This window comes from Streptomyces alanosinicus, assembly GCF_014650595.1.
In the GTDB taxonomy this organism is placed as follows: Bacteria; Actinomycetota; Actinomycetes; order Streptomycetales; family Streptomycetaceae; genus Streptomyces; species Streptomyces alanosinicus.
The window spans coordinates 188,430-208,687 of the sequence record NZ_BMVG01000003.1 but is presented as its reverse complement, the minus strand read 5'-3'; the positions used below and the strand labels follow the sequence as shown (position 1 = coordinate 208,687).

At 71.5% G+C, this 20,258-nt stretch carries 12 protein-coding genes and 1 pseudogene; 5 read left to right on the top strand and 8 right to left on the bottom strand.

What is annotated here, in order from left to right; all coding sequences use genetic code 11:
• Window positions 1–40 precede the first annotated feature (40 nt).
• Both fxsT and IE277_RS09530 read right to left on the bottom strand, forming a co-directional pair.
• Window positions 41–4,501: an FxSxx-COOH system tetratricopeptide repeat protein gene (gene fxsT, locus IE277_RS09535; RefSeq protein ID WP_229881082.1), complete on the bottom strand. Its 4,461-nt coding sequence runs from the start codon at window positions 4,499–4,501 to the stop codon at window positions 41–43.
• Window positions 4,494–5,405, bottom strand: coding sequence for an AAA family ATPase (locus tag IE277_RS09530; RefSeq protein ID WP_229881079.1), 912 nt, complete (start codon window positions 5,403–5,405; stop codon window positions 4,494–4,496). Before IE277_RS09530 ends, fxsT begins: the two co-directional genes overlap by 8 nt.
• On the opposite strand from IE277_RS09530, the gene IE277_RS47025 reads away from it, so the two are divergent.
• Entirely contained in the window at window positions 5,392–5,634 is a 243-nt protein-coding gene (locus IE277_RS47025; protein WP_229881076.1) for a hypothetical protein, read from the top strand. The genes IE277_RS09530 and IE277_RS47025 overlap by 14 nt on opposite strands.
• Before the next feature lie 10 nt (window positions 5,635–5,644).
• Here IE277_RS47025 and IE277_RS09525 read toward each other — a convergent pair whose 3' ends face one another.
• Complete coding sequence (locus IE277_RS09525; RefSeq protein WP_229881073.1) at window positions 5,645–7,222, bottom strand: VMAP-C domain-containing protein; 1,578 nt, start codon at window positions 7,220–7,222, stop codon at window positions 5,645–5,647.
• A 261-nt stretch (window positions 7,223–7,483) separates the two neighbouring features.
• Here IE277_RS09525 and IE277_RS09520 point away from each other — a divergent pair, with 261 nt between their 5' ends.
• Window positions 7,484–8,365, top strand: a complete 882-nt coding sequence (locus IE277_RS09520; protein WP_189950495.1) for an S-4TM family putative pore-forming effector — start codon at window positions 7,484–7,486, stop codon at window positions 8,363–8,365.
• 38 nt (window positions 8,366–8,403) lie between these two features.
• Here the strand turns inward: IE277_RS09520 and IE277_RS47020 are convergent.
• The 4 genes and pseudogenes from IE277_RS47020 to IE277_RS09505 form a co-directional block, all read right to left on the bottom strand.
• Window positions 8,404–8,562 (bottom strand): annotated as a pseudogene (locus tag IE277_RS47020) (transporter); the annotation flags it as partial.
• A 356-nt stretch (window positions 8,563–8,918) separates the two neighbouring features.
• The gene (locus IE277_RS09515) at window positions 8,919–9,710 is read right to left on the bottom strand and encodes a S1 family peptidase (protein ID WP_189950493.1); all 792 of its coding nucleotides are present in this window, start codon (window positions 9,708–9,710) and stop codon (window positions 8,919–8,921) included.
• A 205-nt stretch (window positions 9,711–9,915) separates the two neighbouring features.
• On the bottom strand, window positions 9,916–12,744 hold the full coding sequence (locus tag IE277_RS09510) for an ATP-binding protein (protein ID WP_189950491.1): 2,829 nt from the start codon (window positions 12,742–12,744) through the stop codon (window positions 9,916–9,918).
• A gap of 151 nt (window positions 12,745–12,895) precedes the next feature.
• Window positions 12,896–13,726 carry a helix-turn-helix transcriptional regulator gene (locus IE277_RS09505; RefSeq protein ID WP_189950488.1) on the bottom strand — a complete coding sequence of 277 codons (831 nt, stop codon included), beginning with the start codon at window positions 13,724–13,726 and terminating at the stop codon, window positions 12,896–12,898.
• Window positions 13,727–13,904: 178 nt separating this feature from the next.
• Between IE277_RS09505 and IE277_RS09500 the strand changes: the two genes are divergently transcribed.
• Together IE277_RS09500 and IE277_RS09495 are read left to right on the top strand one after the other, a co-directional pair.
• Entirely contained in the window at window positions 13,905–15,578 is a 1,674-nt protein-coding gene (locus IE277_RS09500; RefSeq protein WP_189950486.1) for an AMP-binding protein, read from the top strand.
• Window positions 15,575–17,185 (top strand): AMP-binding protein, encoded by a 1,611-nt coding sequence (locus IE277_RS09495; RefSeq protein WP_189950484.1) that lies wholly within the window; start codon window positions 15,575–15,577, stop codon window positions 17,183–17,185. The genes IE277_RS09500 and IE277_RS09495 overlap by 4 nt, the downstream gene beginning before the upstream one ends.
• A 79-nt stretch (window positions 17,186–17,264) precedes the next feature.
• Here IE277_RS09495 and IE277_RS09490 read toward each other — a convergent pair whose 3' ends face one another.
• Entirely contained in the window at window positions 17,265–18,206 is a 942-nt protein-coding gene (locus IE277_RS09490; protein ID WP_229881072.1) for a hypothetical protein, read from the bottom strand.
• 197 nt (window positions 18,207–18,403) lie between these two features.
• Here IE277_RS09490 and gcl point away from each other — a divergent pair, with 197 nt between their 5' ends.
• Window positions 18,404–20,191 carry a glyoxylate carboligase gene (gene gcl, locus IE277_RS09485; RefSeq protein ID WP_189950482.1) on the top strand — a complete coding sequence of 596 codons (1,788 nt, stop codon included), beginning with the start codon at window positions 18,404–18,406 and terminating at the stop codon, window positions 20,189–20,191.
• The last annotated feature ends 67 nt before the right edge of the window (window positions 20,192–20,258 follow it).

The following is a 20,258-nucleotide window of genomic DNA, read 5'->3' as shown; positions in this document are numbered from 1 at the left end:
GCGGGGCCGGCCCGGTCGGTGCCCGGCCCCGCCGGGGACGTCAGGGCATCGGGTCGGCGTCGCAGTTGGAGCGCCGCCAGGCCTCGGCGTCCGTGCAGGCCGGGTGGGCGGCTCCCAGCCTGTCGCCCAGTCCCTGCACCGCGGCCAGATGCATGGCCTCGGCCTCCTCGGTCCGGCGCAGCGCCCGCAGATCACTGGCGATGTTGTTCATCAGCGCGAACGCGGTGGGATGCGAGTCCCCCAGAGTGGTCTTGATCCGCTCCAGGGTGCGCTGGTCCAGCTCCAGGGCGCCGGCGGCGTCTCCCTGCGCATACCTGTCGCTGGCCAGGTTGGCCGCGCACACGAGCACCGTGGGGTGGTCCTCGCCCAGGGCCCGGACGGCGCGCTCCAGGGCGTTCTCGTTGAGGGCGCGGGCGTCCTCCACCTGGTTGACCAGCCGCAGGGTGATGGCGAGGTCGATGTCCGCCGCCACCGAGTCGGGGTGCTGCGCGCCGAACACCTCGGCGTACAGATCGCGGGTGCGCTCACCGAGCTTGAGCGCGTCGTCCAGGTTGTTGAGCTGCCTGAGGTCGATCGACAGGCTGAGGGAGGCCACCAGGGAGTCCGGACTGCGCTCTCCGTAGCGGTCGGTGAGCGCCTTGCTGGCCTGCAGACTGAGGTCGTAGGCGGCCTGGTGGTCACCGGCCTTGCGCCGGGACACGGCCAGCCGGGCCAGGGCACGCAGGGTGTGCGGATTCATCTCGCCGAACACATTGCGGTACTTGTCGACGATCTCCTCGAACATCCGGGCGCCGAGGGCGTAGTCGCCCGCCTCCCGGCGGTCCAGCGCCAGTCCCATCTCGGACAGCAGGGTGTCGTAGGCCTCCTCGCCGTAGATGACGACGTTGCGGCGCCAGGTCTCCTCGTCCAGGTCGAGCGCCTCGCGGTAGTGACCGCACGCGCGCAGGGCCACGGCGAGGTTGTGCGTGTGGTCCAAGGTGAGCGGGTCCTCCTCGCCGTAGGCGCGTACGGCCCGCTCGTGCACCTCCCGGGCGATGTCCAGGGCGCCGCGGAAATCGCCGTGCGAACGGCGGTCCACCGCGACCGAGCCCATCGTGGACAGCAGCTCCTCCTCAGCGTCCGAGCCCAGCGCCTGTACGGCGGCCAGCATGCGCTGGCTCAGCGCGGCGGCCTCGCCGTAACGGCCCATCCGCCACAGGACGTACCACAGGCTGCGGCACAGCAGCAGCGTCTGCTGGTCGCTCTCGCCGTACTGCTCCCGCCAGCGCTCGTACGCCTTCTGGCCGAACTCGCGGGCGCTCTCGTGGTCGCCCCAGTAGTAGAGGTAGTCGGCGGTGTTGATGACGAGCTGGCGGACGTTGCCGACCTCCGAGTCGATCGCGCCGGACTCCACCACATGCGGGTACAGATCGCCGAACCGGCTCCAGTGGTCCGGGTCCCGGGGATCGCGGGGCGCGTTGGCCGCCAGGAGCAGATGGGCGCCGTGCCGCATGCGCTGCTGCTGTTCCTCCGTCATCCGGGCGATCAGCACCGCCTGCACCAGACGGTGCATCTGGATGCTGTTGTTGCGGTGGTCGATCTTGGCCAGGGAGTACCGGTTGATTTCCCGGATGGCCCGCGCGAGGCGCAGCGGGTCGGTCAGCGCCCGGTCCAGGTCGGGGGCGATGGGCTGGACCGGCGCCCCGGAGAAGAGCGAGCGCGCGATGGGCTCGGGGGCGAAGTACGCACAGATCTGAAGCAGTTGCAGGGCGGCGGGATTCTTGCTCGCCAGATGGTCCAGCGAGACGTTCCAGGCCGTTGCCACGGTCTGCTCGTAGTGCGTCGGACGGGAAACTGTCATGAGCTCTGCACGTTTCTCTGCGAACAGCCGCAGGTATTCGGCCGCGGGCATGCCGGTCTCGGCCCGCCAGGCCGATGCCTGCTCGACCGCGAGGGGCAGATCGCCCAGGACATGGGCGAGCTGGTCCGCCTCCTCGTCGGACAGGTCGGGGTTACGGCGCTGGAGCAGCTGCATGCTCTCCGCGCGTTCGAACACATCGACTTCCAGCGGGCGGGCGAGGGTGTTCCACTGCGGATTGCGCGACGTAATGATGATGGAGCCGCCCGAACTGTTCTCCGAACTGCTCGGGAAGAATTCCTGGACCGCTTCCGGGCTTTCCGCGTTGTCGAACACCAGCAGCCACTTGCTGTACGGGTTTCCGGTGCGCAGCGCTTCCAGCACGGCCGGCACCGCGGTGATCGCCTCGCTGCTGACCGGCAGATGGAGCCGGTGGGCCAGTTCCACCAGGGCCTGGGCGATCTGCGTGGGGCGCTCGGCGGGAATCCACCAGACAATGTCGTACTGTCCTGCCTGGCGATATACGTATTCCTGGGCGAGTTGGGATTTCCCGACTCCGCCGAGGCCGTGCAGGGCATGCGGAAGCACGGCGGTCGGACCGCCCCGCAGTTCCCTTTCCAGCCTTTGCAGAAGGTCTTCCCGGCCGGTGAAGACAAGATTGCGCGGCGGCATGTTTCCCCACACCAGGGGGCGCACGGTGGAAAGGGGAGCGGGGCGGCTCAGCGTGATTTCCTGCCGTGACCCGGTGTCGGGGTAAGCCGTGACCATGGTGGCGTCTCCTGGGGAGGTGCCAGTATCAGCGTGGCCGAGCCGCTCGGCCAGCACCGGTGCCTCGGAGGTGTTCGGTTCAGTCACTATGCCATAGCTTTCCGTGTGTGGCGCGATGGGTCGCTCGCCGCGTGTCGATTCGCTCATCTGCTGTGTTGATTCCTCGTGCGCCCGAATGAGTTGCCCGATCAAGCGGGCCCGGCGCGCATGGGCACCGGAGAGCGATCGGAGAACCACGCACTCGATCTCGCGGAAATGCCGGTCCTCTTCGGTGACCTTCGGTTTGGAGGCGGTTGCTCCATCCAGGTATGCCAGCATCTCCCGGGCGGCGGCGCTGTGCGGGGCGAGTAACTCCGCCACCACTTTCGTGGCCAGCTCGGTGGCGTGCCGGCTGCTTGCCGCTAGTACTTCCTCGCGGACTCCCGGATGAAAGGAGAAATACCCGTCGTCGGCCGGGTCGGACGTCACCAGGTCGCTCATGAGGAACTCGGCCAGATGCTCCGGACCGGTGCGTGGCAGGGTGCGCCGTTGCAGGGCCGTCATGACCGGCAGGTCCAGCGGCGCGGTGGCGAGCCGGGTGGCCAGCTGAAAGGTGTCGGCGGAGGCCCAGACCCGGAACAGGGCGACGCGTTCCGCCGCGGACTTCTCACGGGGCTGGCGCACGGACGCGGCGGGCCGCCGGGAGGTACGGGGCAGGAGCAGGGCCGCCACCTCGGTCCAGCGCGGGCCCGTGCCGGTCAGGAACGTGGTCCAGGGCAGCAGCCACTCCTCGGACAGTTCCAGGACCGGGACGACGGTGTCGGCCCGGTGTGCCGGGGTGCGTCCGGTCGGCTCGGCGTACTCCCATGACCCGGGGCCGGGCCGGTCCCCCGACGCCCGCAGCCGGACGCGTTCCAGCCGGTGCAGCGCGGTGCGGTACCACAGGTGTTGAGGGACCACGGACAGGACGGCGGTCGGCTGATGGCGGCCCCAGGACGCGAGATGCGCCTGGACGGCACCGGACTGCCAGGCCGGGGCCAGACCGTCGGTGAGGACGAGGACGAGAGTGCGCCCGCCGGGGTCCAGCAGCCGCTTGGGCGAGACGGGGTGCGCCGTGCCCGGCCAGTGCACGGACGCCGAATCGGGCCGGCTGGTGTCGAGATGGAGCAGCCGGAAGTCGCCGAAGCCGCCGTACTGCCGGAACAGGCGTGCGGCGTGTTCGGTGGTGTCGCGCCACACGGCCATCCGCGGTGCGACGTCCAGGAGCAGCACCGCGTGCCAGCGGGGGCCCGGTCCGGGGCGCATGGCGGGCGGCAGTCCGGGGTCCACGGCCAGTCGCTCGGCGGTGGCGTCCGGATCGACCTGGGGTGCCCGGGAGGTCGGGGCCGGACGGCGCAACGGCCTCAGGGCACGCGTGAGTTGAGGCAGCGGAGGGCCGTGCTGCGGATGCAGCGCACGGATCGGGTGGAGGCTGCCCGGGTCCCCCAGATCAGTGAGGTCGGTGAGGTCGTCCGTGAGCGGGATCAGGGGCAGCGGGTCCGGTTCGGTGGGCCGGCGGTCGCCACCCGCGTGGCCGGGCCGGCCGTCGTCCGGGTGGGTCTTCCGGTCGCTGTGCGGGGCGAGCGGGTCCTGGTCCGCCGGCCGGCGCGGGAACCGGGGCGGTGGTGCCTTCTGCTCGGCCGGGGCCGGGGCGGGCGTCTGCCGCGGCCGTCCGGCCGCGGCCGTGTGCTCGGTCAGGACGTCCTGGTCGTCGGTCCGGGCCGCGATCTCCGGGTGGTGGGCGGCGAGCCACAGGGCGTCCGCGATCTCCCGTGGGTGCAGTTCACCGATGGGCACGGCGGAGGCTGCGGCGGCGGACGCTCGAATCGGTCCGCCGGCCGCCACGCGACCGTTGATCTTCGGCGGTTGGTCAGACACCCCAGTCCGCTCCGTCTCCGTTCAGCGGGTGCCAGATAGCTTCGAGGACGGCTTGCCACTCGGCGTGGTCCTCCTCACCGTAGGAGTAGGCACCCGAGGTGACCAGGTGTGCCGCATTGAGTAATTGGTCGGATGCCAGTCCGTCGACCTGAGCACTGCGTGTCATGAACTCCTGGACGAGCCTTTCTTGCATGTCCGACAACCCGCCCCCGAAGTGCGCGGCGACCAACTCGCCCAGCGTCTCCGGTGTGGGGTCCGGTATATCAAGTCGCAGGCATCGGCGCATAAACGCCTCAGGGAACTCACGTTCACCATTGGACGTCATGATGACGATCGGGAATGATCGAGTTTTGATGATCCCGTCATTGATGGTTGCGGTCCTGCCCGGGTCTGCCGTGTAAACGGTGACACTTTCCATCCGCCGCTTCACCCGAACGAGAGGCTGCACCGGGAACCAGCCGTCCTCGAACAACGACAGCAGGTCATTGGGCAGATCGGCATCTCCCTTGTCCAGCTCGTCGATCAGCAGGACGCGAGGCAGCCGGTGCGGCAGCAGGGCGGTGCCCAGCGGACCGAGCTGGATGAAGTCGCCGATGTCCAGGGCGGTCACCGCGCGGTCGTCGGCGGCCTCCTGCTGTCCGGACACCCGCGGTCCGGACCTCCCCGGTCCGGACACCCGCTCCTGTGCCGCGAACCACGCCTGTCCCGCCTGCGCCCGCCCGAGGACGTCGTATTCGAACAGCCCCGAGGCCAGCGTCGTCTTGCTGGTGACCGGCCATTGGAGCACGCGTCCCAGGCCCAGTTCACGCGCGATGCGGTAGGCGAGCGCGGATTTGCCGACGCCCGGCCGTCCCGTCACCAGCAGCGGACGCCTCAGCAGGAGGGCGGCGTTGACCAGCCGCACCTCGGCCGCCGGCGGCCGCCGGTTCGCCGAGGCCGGTCCCAGCCGCCGGTCCGCCTCGCCGTCCTCGGGCGGCGCGGGCTGCACCGGCCCCCCGTCGAAGGTCCGCCAGCGCGGGCCCGGCGGCCAGGCGCGGTCCTCGTACGGCGTCGGGTCGGTGAACGCCGTACCGGTACCCGTGTACAGCGGCCGGCCCGGCGGGCGGCTGTCCGGCGCCGGTAAGCCCGCCTGAGGTGATGCACTCATTCAATCCCCCCTATGAACGCGGCAGGCGCGCCGGCACCACCGTCCAGCAGCTGCTCGGGATCGTCCCAGACGACACACAGATGCTGGGCCGAGGCCGGTGAACGGCCGTCCGCACGCGTCGCGGAATCGCTCTTCCACTGTCGGGCATGGAACGTAAGGCCTGCCAGACCGCCTTCGGTCAGGCCGTCCCGGACCATGCCATGGAACTGCTCGGAGGTCGCCTCACGGTGGAGTATGAAGACAGGAATGCCCAGATCGATGGCCACGCGAACTTCTCCGAGGCCGGCCGCCCGCCCGGCGGCCGGCGGCTCGCTGAGCACCATGGCGACGACGTCCTTCTTCGCGCCGACGGTCTTGTCCAGGCGTTCGAGATGGTCCTTCAGCGGGCGCCCCGCCTGATCGCACCAGTGGACGGCCTCCTCGTTCTCCGGGTCGTCCTTCCAGCGCGCCCAGCGCAGCCGCCAGACCTGGTGGGCGTCCCGCCGGTGCAGGCGTTCCAGGCTGTGCAGCACGATCTCCGGATACTTGCTGAACAGCGGGTTGGCATAGCCGAGCGAGGGATCGCGGTCCCACCACTCGACCGGCTCGTTCAGCAACTCCGTGGGCAGGAAGAACTCCAGCACCACCTCTTGGGCGCGGGTGTGCCACAGCGACGCCATGCGTCTCAGCAGACCTGCCACCGCGGCCGGTATCTGCGCGCGGGAGACCGGCTGCTGGACCTCGCCCTCCTTGGCGTGATGCAGCTCCGGGGACTCCGCGTACTTCACCCGGGCGGACACCCAGTAGCGGCGTTTCCCGCGTGCCTGCCGTCGGCCGGTGCCGATGCCGGGCAACGGCGTGAGGTCCGGCACGAGTTTGACGTACAGCCTGATCACCGGCCGCTGCGGCACGACGGGCGGGTCCGCCGGCGGCGCGGGCGGGGCGGCCGGCTCGGCGGCGGCGCGGTCCGCCGGGGACGGGCGGCCGTCGAGCAGGGACGCCCGTAACGCCGCGAGGCCGTACTCGCCGTCGGTCAGCTTCCAGCATCGCGCGAAGTGGTCGTTCCAGCCGTGCAACTCGCCCACGTGTGCGGCGAGTTCGGTGTGGAGTGCCAGGTGTTCCAGCAGCAGCATGCCGGGCGGCAGGTCCGTGTCCGGCACACTCGTGAGGCCGGAGAGGTACAGGAACGCGTGCCAGGCCGTCGTGCAGTACCTGGGCAGCCGCACCCGGCCGCCCATGATCACCGCGACCGTCGCGTCGAGTTCCGGCAGGCTGAGGTACAGGGCGTCACGCAGTGCCGTCCAGTCCCGGCCCTCGTAGAGCCGCAGCGCGCAGAGCTCTTCCACGAGCGGCCTCAGACGGTGCTCCAGCGCGGGCGCCACGTAACAGGTCGCGTCCGCCAGCACCGCCAGCCCGCCCGGCAGTCCCTCGCACACATACACCGCCTCCAGGAACTCCTGCCGCGCGGTGGGGAACTCCTCCAGGGCCTGACCGCGACTGCCCAGAAGCCGCGTCAGTTCGCGCCGCCACTGGTGCCGGCCGCGCGTGTCCGTCAGGGCCGACGACTCCTCCAGGACTCCCACGACCCCGAGCACGATCCGATGGTGCTGTTCGGTCTGGACAGCGAGTCCCCGTGGCATAGGCGTCTCTCCCCCGCACACAGCCCTACCTGGCGCCTCGGCTCCAACACCCGATCAGAGTATGGGGATTGGCCGCACAGCCAAACACGTTCGACGAGATTCGCGGGTAGGAAGATGGTCCGGGACGCCGCACCGCGGTGGACCCCGCACTAGGGTGCTGCACGACCAGGGGTGAGCAGGGGGGACCACGTGAGTCAAGGCATACCGGCTCCGATCGTGCGACGCCAGAACGACGAGGACATGCTGACCGTGCTGCGCGCCGGAGAGTCCTCGCACGCCCGCGCCCGACGGCTCGCCTCCGCCCGTGTCGTCGTGTCCGTGGTGCTGGCCGCCGGCGCGGTTCTCGCGGTCGTGGTCCCGGCCCTGCAGACCGTGCTCACGACGATCGGCTTCCTGTGGGCGCTCGTGTACGCCGTCGGGGCCGGGGCGTGGACGGAGAGCGAGTTCCGTACGGCGGCACTGCTGCAGGAGACGTTCGACACCCGGCTGTACGACGTCCCGTGGAACGAGACGCTGGCCGGGAGCCCCCCGTCCGCCGACGAGATCAGCCGGCTGGCCCGGCGCTACACGGGTCCGGTCGAGCGGCTGCGGGACTACTACGAGATCCGTGAACTGCCGCGTCCCCTGGACGTGTTGTCCTGCATCCTGCAGAACCTCGCGTGGGGCGCGCGGATCCGCAGGCGTTATGCCGCCGCGGTCCAGGCCGGCGTGATCGGGTGGATCGTCACCGGGGTGGCCGTGGGCGTGGCCACCCGTATGACCCTCGCCTCCCTGCTCACGACCTGGTTCATTCCCTCGCTCGGCCTGCTGCTGCTCGGTGTCGACATCGTCCGCGCACAGCGCGAGACCGCGGCCGCGCGCGAACAGGCACGGCTGGTGGTCCTGCGGGAGATGCGCGAGCACGCGCACACGGGGCTGCCCGCGGACCGGGTGCCGCAGCTGCTGCTGCTCGCCCGGCAGGCCCAGGACGTGCTGCTGCGCACCCGGCTGGCGCAGGCCCGGGTGCCCAACTGGTTCTTCAGGAGATTCCTCGACACCGACCGCGCGGACTTCGCGGCCGCCATGGACGAGGTCGGCAGCTGGCTGCCGCGGCCCTGAGACCGGCCACCGCGCCGGTCCTTCGGAGCCAGTCCCCCCATCGCGAGGGGACGCAGGTCGAACTCGGCGGCCAGCGAGTGCGGATCGGCCCCGGTGGGCCGGGCGAGGCCGATCCAGACCATGCCGGAGGGCTGCTCGCGCAGCGCGCGGTAGGTCTCGGCGAGCGTGGCGGGGGAGGAGACGCGGACGCCGGCGCGGCGTCAGACGGACCTGCGCCCGCCGTTCCTGCCGTTCTCTCGCCCGGACATCGGCCGCCTCTCCGTCGAGCCTGCGCCCGCCTGATCACTCAGCGGGCCAGGCCGGCAGGATATCCGGGCACTCGGCACGGCCGGCCCGTGGCATCCGGGCAGCGTGGTACGTCGGCCGGTGGTGGCGCTCCCGCCTCCGGGCCCGCCGGACGGTGACCCGGGTATCGCGCAAACGGGTGAGCACCGGTTTCACGCGCCGCTTGCGCGGGGGGCGGAGGTGGAGAGGGAGGCGCTGCGGGCCGCTCGTGGTGGCTCGCAGCGCCCCCCTGGCATCTACCCGAGGGGTGCTCGGGAGGTCTTCCGGGTCACGAGTTGATCTGCGCGGTCACGAGGTCCGAGAAGGTGGTCAGCCGGGTGTACACACCCGGGTAACCGGCCTCCGCGCAACCCTCGCCCCAGGAAGTGATCCCTGCCAGGACGCCCCCGATGAGCAGGGGACCGCCGCTGTCGCCCTGGCAGGTGTCTACGCCGCCGGTGGTGAGTCCGGCGCATACCATGTCGGACTGGACGAAGTCCGAACCGTAGGAAGTCTTGCAGCTGGTGTCGGCCACGACCGGGACGGTCGAGGTCCGCAGCTGGTTGGAGGAGCTGCCGTTCTCCGACGTGGTCCCCCAGCCGAGGATCCGGGCCTGGGTGCCGGCCGCGTACACGCCCGTCTGCGAGGAGGAGACGAACGACACCGGGGTGTACGGCATCGCCGTCGACAGGGTCAGCACGGCCACGTCGTCGCCGTTGGTGGCATCCGTGTAGTCCGGGTTGACCCAGATCTTGCTGACCTGACTGACCGTGCCGTCCGTGCCGTTCAGATAGGTCCGGCCGCCGACCACGCGGACATTGCCGGTGGACTCGCCGGCCATGCAGTGCGCGGCCGTCACGACCTTCTTGGCGGCCACCAGGGTGCCGCCGCAGAACTGGTTGCCTGAGGCGTCGGTGATCTGCACGACGAACGGATACTCCGCGCTGGTGGTGGTCGTACCACCGACGATGGGCTGCGGGGCGGCGCCGGCCGTGGGGGAGGCGAACAGCGCGGTCGCCGCGGCGGCGGCGGTGGCCACCAGGATCGCGGCGGTCTGTCTGGCACATCTGAGCCCGAACATGAGTCTCCTCAGTGGGGGTTGCACCGGTGGGGGGTCGCACGGGTGGGGGCTGTGCACGGGGGTCGCGGGACCGACCCCCGTATGCCCGGGCGAGCGGCACGCCCTTTACGCTAGGACCCGGAACCCTTGGCTCCCAATGAGGGAACCCCCTAGGGGGTTGGGTGAGGGAAAACCCTCGGTCCGGTTCAGTTAACCGGCCGCGTTCTCACTTCGCGCGGCGAGCCGCCGCCAATCGGACGATATCCACGCGCGAGCGGATCCCCAGCTTGCGGTAGACCCGGGTCAGCGTCGCCTCCACCGTTTTGACGCTGATGAACAGCCGGGCGGCGATCTCCCGGTTGGTGGCGCCCTCCATGACCAGCGCGGCGACCTGACGCTCCATCGCGGCCAGCACCTGCAGCCCCTCCAGGCCCGCCAGGGCGTCCGGCGCGGCGAGCGCCGCTTCCGGCTCGGCGGTGGTGAGGGATTCGTCCACTTGGCGCAACCAGGGCAACGCCCGGCAGCGGCGGAACATCCGGGTCGCCTCCTCGTAGGCCGTGGAACCGGGGCGTCTGTCGCGCAGCCGCGCCAGTGCGAACGCGGCCCGCGCCTCCTCCAGGCCGTAGCCGAGCTTGCCGAGTCGGTCCTGAGCGGATGTCAGCTGGGCCACGGCGGCCTCCAGCTCGCCCTGCGCGGCCTTGACCAGGGCCTCGGCCCGGTCCAGGACGGCGAGGACACTCTCCCGGCCGAGCCGCAGGGCGTGCTCGCGGCTGGTGTCGATGACGTCCTGTGCCTCGGCCGGCTCACCGATGCGGACCAGTGCCTCGGCGAGGTCGGCCTGCCAGCGGCCGCGCGCCGGGTCGGTGATGCCGAGCCCCAGCTCCAGCCGGCGCACCCGGCGCAGCGAGCGGACCGTGCCCGCCGGGTCCCCGGCCACCAACTGGGCGTACCCGAGTGCGCCCAGCGCCCGGGAGAGATACATCTGGTCGCCGTCCTCCTCGGCGTGCTCCACGGCCTCCCGGGCGAGGGCCAGGGCCCGGTCCACATCGCCGCCGGAGGCCTCAGCGAGCGAGGTGAGCATCGCCGAGGCGGTCTCGCCGATCCCGGAGTCCCGGGCGAGGCGCAGGCTGTCCCGGGCCAGCTCCAGGGCGCGCCCGCAGTGCCCGGCGCGCAGTTCGGTCTCGGCCAGTCCGCGCAGGAAGTGCACCTCGCTCTCCACCGAGCCGCGCCGGCGCACCTCGCGCAGCAGCGCGGTCACCGTCACTCGCGCCTCGGTCAGCTGGTCGCCCATGACCAGCCAGCGGAACCGGGCGCTGCCCGCCCCGTTGTGGTGCCAGGCGACCCGGGGGTCCTGGGGCTCCTTCAGGGCGCGTTTGATGGTCCGCGGTGCCTCCGGATGGCCCATCAGGGTCTCGGTCTGCGCCTGGAAGGCGAGGGAGAGCAGTTCGGTGCGCCGGTCCTGGCTGCGCGCGGCCAGCTCGGCGGCGTGCGCGGCGGCCTCGCGGGCCTGCGTGAAGTCGCCCTCCACGATCAGCGCCCGCCAGGCCAGCTGGTAGTGGACCAGGCCCAGCAGCCGGGGGTTCTCGCCGGCGTCGGCGAGGGCCTGCGGGAAGACCGCGTCGACCTCGGCCATGGTGTGGCCGGCGCTGTCGATGACGATGATCCAGGCGCGCACCCGGTCGGCGGGCACGCTCGCCCGCAGGAGCACCTCGCGGGCGATGTCCCGGGCCAGGTCGAGTTCGCCCGCGGTGATCGCGTCCTCGGCGGCCTGCAGCCGGCGCTCCTGCGGGCTCGGCGTGCCGTCGGCGGGGGTGTGCCGGGCGGCCAGCAGCCCCAGCTGGGCGGCGACCGAGGGGGCGCCGCGGTCCCGGGCGAGGGCCGCGGCCTCGGCGAGCCGGGCGGCGACCTCCGGATCGGTGCCGCTGCTGGCCAGGGCCAGGTGCCGGGCCCGTTCGATCGGGTCGGAGGCGGCCGTGGACAGGGCCGCGTGCGCGGCGCGTCGCTCGTGCGCGGGTGCCTCCGCGTACAGCGCGGCCGAGATCAGCGGGTGCGCGAACCGTACGGCCGGGGCGTCGGCCTCGGTGGCCAGCAGCCCGAGTTCGGCGGCCTGGGCACACTCGGCCTCGGCGTTCTCCCGGCCGGCCGCGTGCAGCAGCGCCGGCGTGGGACGGGCACCGGCACTGGCCACCAGCAGGGTGCGGCGGGCCTCGACGGAGAGCATGTCCAGTCGGCTCAGGACCAGGGCGCGCAGGCTGGTCGGCACCGGCAGCGGCTCGCCCGGCCGGGGCGGGGTGGGGCTCTCGGCGAGGGCGCGGCCGAGTTCGAGGGCGAACAGCGGGTTGCCGCCGCTGGTGCGGTGGATCTCGCGAACCGTGGAGCGGGGCAGCGAGCCATGGCCGCGGTGGTCGAGCAGCTGGGCCACCTGGGCGCGGGAGAGCGGCCCCAGCCGGACCGCGAGGGTGCCCGGCGGGCAGGCGCGCAGATGCCGGTCGTACTCCTGGCTCTCCTGGCCCTCGGTGCGCACTGCGCACAACAGCTGCACCGGGGTGCCCTCCAGGCGCCGGGCGGCGAAACCGAGCAGTTCGGCGCTGGCCGGGTCCAGCCACTGCAGGTCGTCGGCGACGACGAGGACCCCGCCCTCGGCGGCCAGCGCGCGCAGCGCGGAGAGCACCGCGAGGCGCAGGGCGAGGCCGTCGCGCTGGAGGCTGGATTCGCCGCGTCCGGTGAGCGCCGACTCCAGGGCGGTGCGCTGGGCGGCGGGCAGCCGGGGCGAGACCTCGTCGAGGACCAGGCCGAGGAGATCGGCGAGGGCCAGGAACGGAAGGTGGGATTCGGACTCGGTGGCGGAGCAGCGCAACACGGTCCGCGCGGTGGCGCCGCATTCCTCGGTCAATGCCCGCAGGACGGTGGATTTCCCTATTCCGGCGGGACCGTGGAGCAGCACACTGCCACCCGAGGCGAGTTGGTCACGGGCGCCGGCGAACAGCTCCTCGCGGCCGATGACCAGGTCGGGGCGGCACCTGGCAGGCTCCTGGAAGTCCCGTCGCACGGTCACCGCTCCCCTCGTGTGTCGTGTCCGGGCCAAATTCTAGGCAACGATCCTTGAAATTCGGCCGGAAGTCGTGGTGAGGGAAATAACAAACGGTCAGGCACCAGGAAATTCAAGACGTCCCGCTTGAATGGGCAGGTTTCCTTACCGCCTGGTCTCACGGCAGCAGCCCCGATCTGCGGGCCGCGGTCACCGCCTCCCCTCGGGTGTGCGCACCCAGCTTCCGCATCGCCGAGCGCAGATAGCCCTTCACCGTCTCCGGGCGCAGCCCCAGCCGCTCGGCCACCGCCGCGTTGGTCGCCCCCGCTGCCACCCAGGACAGCACGTCCAGCTCACGCGGCGCCAGGGTCACGGCCCCGGCCCGCCGCGGCGCGGTCAACAGGCCGCAGACCGCGAGCAGTTCGGCGCGCAGGCCCGGATCGGTGATCCGCGGGGCCAGGACCCGCAGCGCCGCATGCGCCTCGCGCACCTGCTCCCAGGCGGCACCCCGCTCCGGGCCGCCCGGCTCCGGGCGGCCCGCCGCCAGCAGCCCCCGTGCCTCGTCGCGCACCACCAGCGCCTGCTCCACGTCCCGGGCGACCGCCATGGCCGCGCCCAGCGTGCGGTCGCCGAGCGGGTCCGCCGAGCGCAGCGCGCCGTAGAGCACCCCGCGCACCCGGCGGTGCACCACCACCGGAACCGCGAGCACCGAGCGGATGCCCTCCGCGGCCACCTGGATGTCGTACTCGTGGCTGATCTGCCGGGAGCTGGAGTAGTCCGTCACCGCGCACGGCCGGGCCAGCATCACCGCCTTGCCGCCGAGCCCGTTGCCGGAGGTCACCGCGAGCGAGCGCAGGGCGGCGGTGGTCGTGCCGCTCAGCTCGCTGATCCGGATCCGCGGCCGGCCGGACTCGACCAGCCCGCCGAAGGCCACCGGAAGTCCCGTCGCCCGCCGCAGCCGGGCCAGTGCGCCGCCGATCTCGACCGTCCCCACCGCGTCCGCCGTCACGTGAGCGCCCCTTCCGCGTCCCCACCCCCGTTCGGGGGTAGTGAGACCTGCATCACGGATTAGACGATGACAGAGAGCCACCCGGCAATGGTCCGGGACAGAGAGAGTGCGCCGCGAGGGTGCCGACACCGGCTGAGCGCGCCCGCGGGGGAACGACCCACAGCACGAGGAGTATGCGATGACGACGGCGACCGAGGAGTTCCGCACCGCCCGGGACTTCCTGCTGGCGCACCGTGCGGACTACACCGCCGCCTACGAGGGCTTCGCCTGGCCGCGGCCCGCGCACTTCAACTGGGCGCTGGACTGGTTCGACGCGATCGCCGCCGGCAACGACCGGACCGCCCTGCACATCGTCGAGGAGGACGGCACCGAGACCCGGCTGTCCTTCGCCGAGATGGCCGAGCGCTCGAACCGGGTCGCCCGGTGGCTGCGCGAGCGGGGCGTCGGCGCCGAGGACCGCATCCTCGTCATGCTCGGCAACCAGGCCGAGCTGTGGGAGACCGCGCTGGCCGCGATGAAGCTGCGCGCGGTGGTCATCCCGGCCACCCCGCTGCTGGGGCCCGCCGATCTGCGCGACCGGGTGGCGCGCGGCCGGGTCAGGCATGTGATCGCACGGGCCGAGGACACCGCGAAGTTCGCCGACGTGCCCGGCACCTACACCCGGATCGCGGTCGGCGCCGCGCCCGCGCCGGGCTGGGAGCCGTACGAGGCCGTGTACGCCGCCCCCGCGGACTTCCGCCCCGACGGCCCCACCCTGGCCGACGACCCGCTGATGCTCTACTTCACCTCCGGTACGACCGCCCGCCCCAAGCTGGTCGAGCACACCCACGCCTCCTATCCGATCGGGCACCTGGCCACCATGTACTGGATCGGCCTGGAGCCCGGCGACGTGCATCTGAACATCTCCTCGCCGGGCTGGGCCAAGCACGCCTGGTCCAATCTGTTCGCGCCGTGGAACGCCGAGGCGACCGTCTTCCTCTTCAACTACACCCGCTTCGACGCGGCCCGGCTGATGGCCGAGATGGACCGAGCCCGGGTGACCACCTTCTGCGCCCCGCCGACCGTGTGGCGCATGCTCATCCAGGCCGACCTGGGCCTGCTCGCCACCCCGCCGCGCGAGGCCGTGGCCGCGGGCGAGCCGCTCAACCCCGAGGTCATCGAGCAGGTCCGGCGGGCCTGGGGCGTCACCGTCCGGGACGGCTTCGGCCAGACCGAGACCGCCGTGCAGGTCTCCAACAGCCCCGGCCAGGTGCTGAAGACCGGCTCCATGGGCCGTCCGAGCCCCGGCTACCGCGTGGAACTGCTCGACGCGGTCTCCGGTGCGCCCGGCGCCGCCGAGGGCGAGATCGCCCTCGACCTGTCCGGGCGGCCGGTCGGTGTGATGACCGGCTACCACGGCGACCCGGACCGCACGGCCGACGCCATGGCCGGCGGCTACTACCGCACCGGTGACATCGCCTCCCGCGACGCGGACGGCTATCTGACCTACGTCGGCCGCGCGGACGACGTCTTCAAGGCCTCCGACTACAAGATCAGCCCGTTCGAGCTGGAGAGCGCGCTGCTGGAGCACGAGGCGGTGGCCGAGGCCGCCGTGGTGCCCGCGCCGGACGAGTTGCGGCTCGCCGTGCCGAAGGCGTACGTCGTCCTCGCCGAGGGCTATGAGCCCGGCCCGGACACCGCGAAGGTCGTCTTCGAGCACTCCCGCCAGGTCCTCGCCCCCTACAAGCGCATCCGCCGGCTGGAGTTCGGCCCGCTGCCCAAGACCGTCTCCGGCAAGATCCGCCGGATCGAGCTGCGCGAGGCGACGGCACACGGCTCGGCGAACGAGTACCGCGAGGAGGACTTCCGGTGACCCCTCAGTTGTCGTACACGCACGGGACGAGTCCGACGGTCCTGCTCGCCGACACCATCGGCGCCAATCTGGACCGGGCCGTGGCGAGGTGGCCGGAGCGCGAGGCACTGGTCGACGTGCCCTCGGGACGGCGCTGGACCTATGCCCGATTCGGCGCGGACGTCGAGGAACTGGCGCAGGCGCTGGCCGCGGCCGGCGTCGCCAAGGGCGACCGGGTGGGTATCTGGGCGGTCAACTGCCCGGAGTGGGTCCTGGTCCAGTACGCCACCGCCCGCATCGGCGCGATCATGGTGAACATCAACCCGGCCTACCGCACGCACGAGGTCGAGTACGTCCTGCGGCAGGCGGGGATCTCGCTGCTGTTCGCCTCCCCGCGGCACAAGACCAGCGACTACCGGGCGATGGTCGAACAGGTGCGGGGCAACTGCCCCGAACTGCGCGAGGCTGTGTACATCGGCGACCCGAGCTGGGCGGAACTGCTCGGGCGGGGGACCGGTGACGCCCCGTACGAGGAACTGTCCTGCGACGACCCCATCAACATCGAGTACACCTCGGGGACCACCGGCTTCCCGAAGGGCGCCACGCTGTCCCACCACAACATCCTCAACAACGGTTACTTCGTCGGGGAGTCGGTCGGCTACAGCGAGCAGGACCGGATCTGCATCCCGGTCCCCTTCTACCACTGCTTCGGCATGGTGATGGGCAACCTCGCGGCCACCTCGCACGGCGCCTGCATGGTCATCCCGGCGCCGTCCTTCGAACCGAGGGCCACCCTGGAGGCGGTGCAGCGCGAGCGCTGTACGTCCCTGTACGGCGTGCCGACCATGTTCATCGCCGAGCTGAACCTGCCCGACTTCGCGTCGTACGACCTCTCGACCCTGCGCACCGGCATCATGGCGGGCTCGCCCTGCCCCGTGGAGGTGATGAAGCGGGTCGTCGCCGAGATGCACATGGCGGAGGTCGCCATCTGCTACGGCATGACCGAGACATCCCCGGTGTCGCTGCAGACCCGCAGGGACGACGACCTGGAACACCGCACCGCCACCGTCGGCCGGGTCCTGCCGCACCTGGAGGTCAAGGTCGTCGACCCGGACACCGGGGTCACCCGACCGCGCGGCACGGCGGGCGAGTTGTGCACCCGCGGCTACAGCGTGATGCTCGGCTACTGGGACGAGCCCGAGAAGACCGCGGAGGCCGTCGACGCCGGGCGCTGGATGCACACCGGGGACCTGGCGGTGATGCGCGACGACGGCTACGTCGAGATCGTCGGCCGGATCAAGGACATGATCATCCGGGGCGGCGAGAACATCTACCCGCGCGAGGTCGAGGAGTTCCTCTACGCCCACCCGAAGATCAGGGACGTACAGGTCGTCGGGGTGCCGCACGAGAGGTACGGCGAGGAGGTCCTCGCCTGTGTGATCCCGCGGGACGTGGCCGGCCCGCCGACCCTGGCGGAGCTGCGCGACTTCTGCCAGGACCGGCTCGCGCACTACAAGATCCCCACCAGGCTGCGCGTTCTGGAGGCCTTCCCGATGACGGTGAGCGGAAAGGTGCGCAAGGTCGAGCTGCGGGAGAAGTACGGCACGCCGGACACGCCGGTCGAATAGCGCACGGGTGCCCAGGAATGGGTGCTCAGGAACCTCGCCTCTGCTCAGGAACCTCGCCTCGTCGGCCCCGCCCGCGTGCTCAGGCGCCCGCGGCGACCAGCCGGTCCGCCGGGGTGTTGACCGGGCGGGGCAGGCCCGTGAGGTCGAGCACGAACAGGGGGACGCGCAGGGTGTCGGCCCGGCCGCGGGCGTCGTGCGTATAGCCGGCCAGGGAGAAGTACACGCAGTCCGCGGACTCGGTCATCGCCGTCAGCCACAGACACTCCACGTCCCGCGGCGCCGCCGGACGCACGGTCGGGTCCACCTGGGCGAGGAGCCCATGGGCGGCGAGCCCGATGCCGTTCGGCGGACGCTGGTCGGCGCGCCGGATGTCCTGGTAGCCGAGCCAGCGCAGATAGAGCGCGGCGGTGGTGACGGCGTCGCGCGCGGTACGGATGGCGCGCTGCTGGAAGGCGGGACGGGCGGCACGGGTACCGGGCCCGGTGGCCGCCGCCGACGACGCGGGTGACGGCGGGGTGGGCGACGGCGCGGCGGACTGTGGTGCTGACGCGGGCTGCGGCGCCGGGGCGGAGGGTGGCGCAGGGGCTGACGGTGACGTGGGCGCGGACGGTGACGCGGGCGTGGAACGTGACGTGGGCGTCGGTGGGGGTGGTGACGCCGGCGAGGGCTGTGCGGCAGGCGCCGGTGCCGCTCCCGGCTCCGCTCCCGGTGTCGCGGCCGGCTCCGGCGCCACCGGGATGCGCAGGACCGTCCCGCAGGGGCAGCCGAGCTCCGGGTGCGGCCATTGGTTGCGGCGGCCGCAGGCGGCGCACGACAGCGCGAGCCACTCGTCGTCCCAGGCCCGGTGCTCCGTCACGACGGGGCCGCCGGCCGGATCGAGTCGTGGGGCGGTGGGCGCCCCGCACGCGCACGGATACACCGGCGCGGTATAGACGTGCTCGCGCCGACAGGCCGGACAGCGCACCGGCACGCTCTCGGGCATGGCCCACTCCCAGGCGTCGCGTCGGGACAGCGGTCTCATCGTCCTCCCCCTCCACCCCGCTTGTCCGGCGCTTGCCATGTCTCAACCTCTCTTGACGCCATTGCCCCACGCTTCTACATTGATTCCAGATAGTAGAAGTTAAGTTCCGCAATGCGGAATTTTGAAGTTTCTGGAGACTGTGCTCACCGCGGGGCGCGACGGGAGTACGCATCCGACAGCCGAAGCAGGAGTACTCGATGGCTCGTATGACCGCTGCCCGCGCGGCAGTTGAGATCCTCAAGCGCGAGGGCGTCACCGACGCCTTCGGTGTGCCGGGCGCTGCGATCAACCCCTTCTACAAGGCACTCAAGGAGGGCGGTGGCATCAACCACACCCTCGCCCGCCATGTCGAGGGCGCCTCGCACATGGCCGAGGGGTACACCCGCACCAGGCCGGGCAACATCGGCGTCTGCATCGGCACCTCCGGCCCGGCCGGCACCGACATGATCACCGGCCTGTACTCGGCCATCGGTGACTCCGTCCCGATCCTGTGCATCACGGGCCAGGCGCCCACCCATGTGATCCACAAAGAGGACTTCCAGGCCGTCGACATCGCCTCGATCGCCAAGCCGGTCACCAAGATGGCGGTCACCGTCCTGGAGGCCGCCCAGGTCCCGGGCGTCTTCCAGCAGGCCTTCCACCTGATGCGGTCCGGCCGTCCCGGCCCGGTCCTGATCGACCTGCCGATCGACGTCCAGCTCACCGAGATCGAGTTCGACCCGGAGACGTACGAGCCGCTGCCCGTCTACAAGCCGGCCGCGACCCGCGCCCAGATCGAGAAGGCGATCTCCTTCCTGCTGGCCTCCGAGCGCCCGGTCATCGTCGCCGGCGGCGGCGTCATCGGCGCCGACGCCACCGAGCTGCTGGTGGAGTTCGCCGAACTGACCCAGACCCCGGTCATCCCGACCCTGATGGGCTGGGGCACGCTGGCCGACGACCACGAGCTGAACGCCGGCATGGTGGGTGTGCAGACCTCGCACCGGTACGGCAACGCCAACTTCCTGGAGTCGGACTTCGTCCTCGGCATCGGCAACCGCTGGGCCAACCGGCACACCGGCTACAAGCTCGACGTCTACCGCGGCGAGCGCAAGTTCGTCCACATCGACATCGAGCCCACCCAGATCGGCAAGATCTTCCCGCCGGACTACGGTGTCGTCTCCGACGCCAAGGCCGCGCTGGAGCTGTTGGTCGAGGTGGCGAAGGAGCTGAAGGCCGAGGGCAGGCTGCCCGACCGCGCCGACTGGGTCGCCTCCACGCAGGAGCGCAAGGCGACCCTGCTGCGCCGTACGCACTTCGACAACGTCCCGATGAAGCCGCAGCGCGTCTACGAGGAGATGAACAAGGCCTTCGGTCCGGACACGCGCTACGTCACCACCATCGGCCTCTCCCAGATCGCCGGCGCGCAGATGCTGCACGTCTACAAGCCGCGCCACTGGATCAACTGCGGCCAGGCCGGCCCGCTCGGCTGGACCATCCCGGCCGCGATCGGCGTCGCCAAGGCCGACCCGGAGGCCCCGGTCGTCGCGCTGTCCGGTGACTACGACTTCCAGTTCATGATCGAGGAGCTGGCGGTCGCCGCCCAGCACAAGATCCCCTACGTCCACGTCCTGGTGAACAACGCCTACCTGGGCCTGATCCGGCAGGCGCAGATCGGTCTGGACATCAACTTCCAGGTCAACCTGGAGTTTGAGAACATCAACACGCCTGAGCTGGGCGTCTACGGCGTGGACCACGTCAAGGTCGCCGAGGGCCTCGGCTGCAAGGCGATCCGGGTCACCGAGCCGGACCAGCTGGGCGCGGCCTTCGAGCAGGCCAAGAAGCTGGCCGCCGAGCACCAGGTGCCGGTCGTCGTCGAGGCGATCCTGGAGCGGATCACCAACATCTCGATGAGCCGCACCATGGACATCAGCGACATCTCCGAGTTCGAGGACCTGGCCACCGAGCCGGGCCACGCGCCGACCTCGATCAAGCCGCTGAAGGTCTGACACCACCACGCACACCAAGGGCGGCCTGTCCACTGAACGGGCCGCCCTTTCACGTTACTCAGTCGGG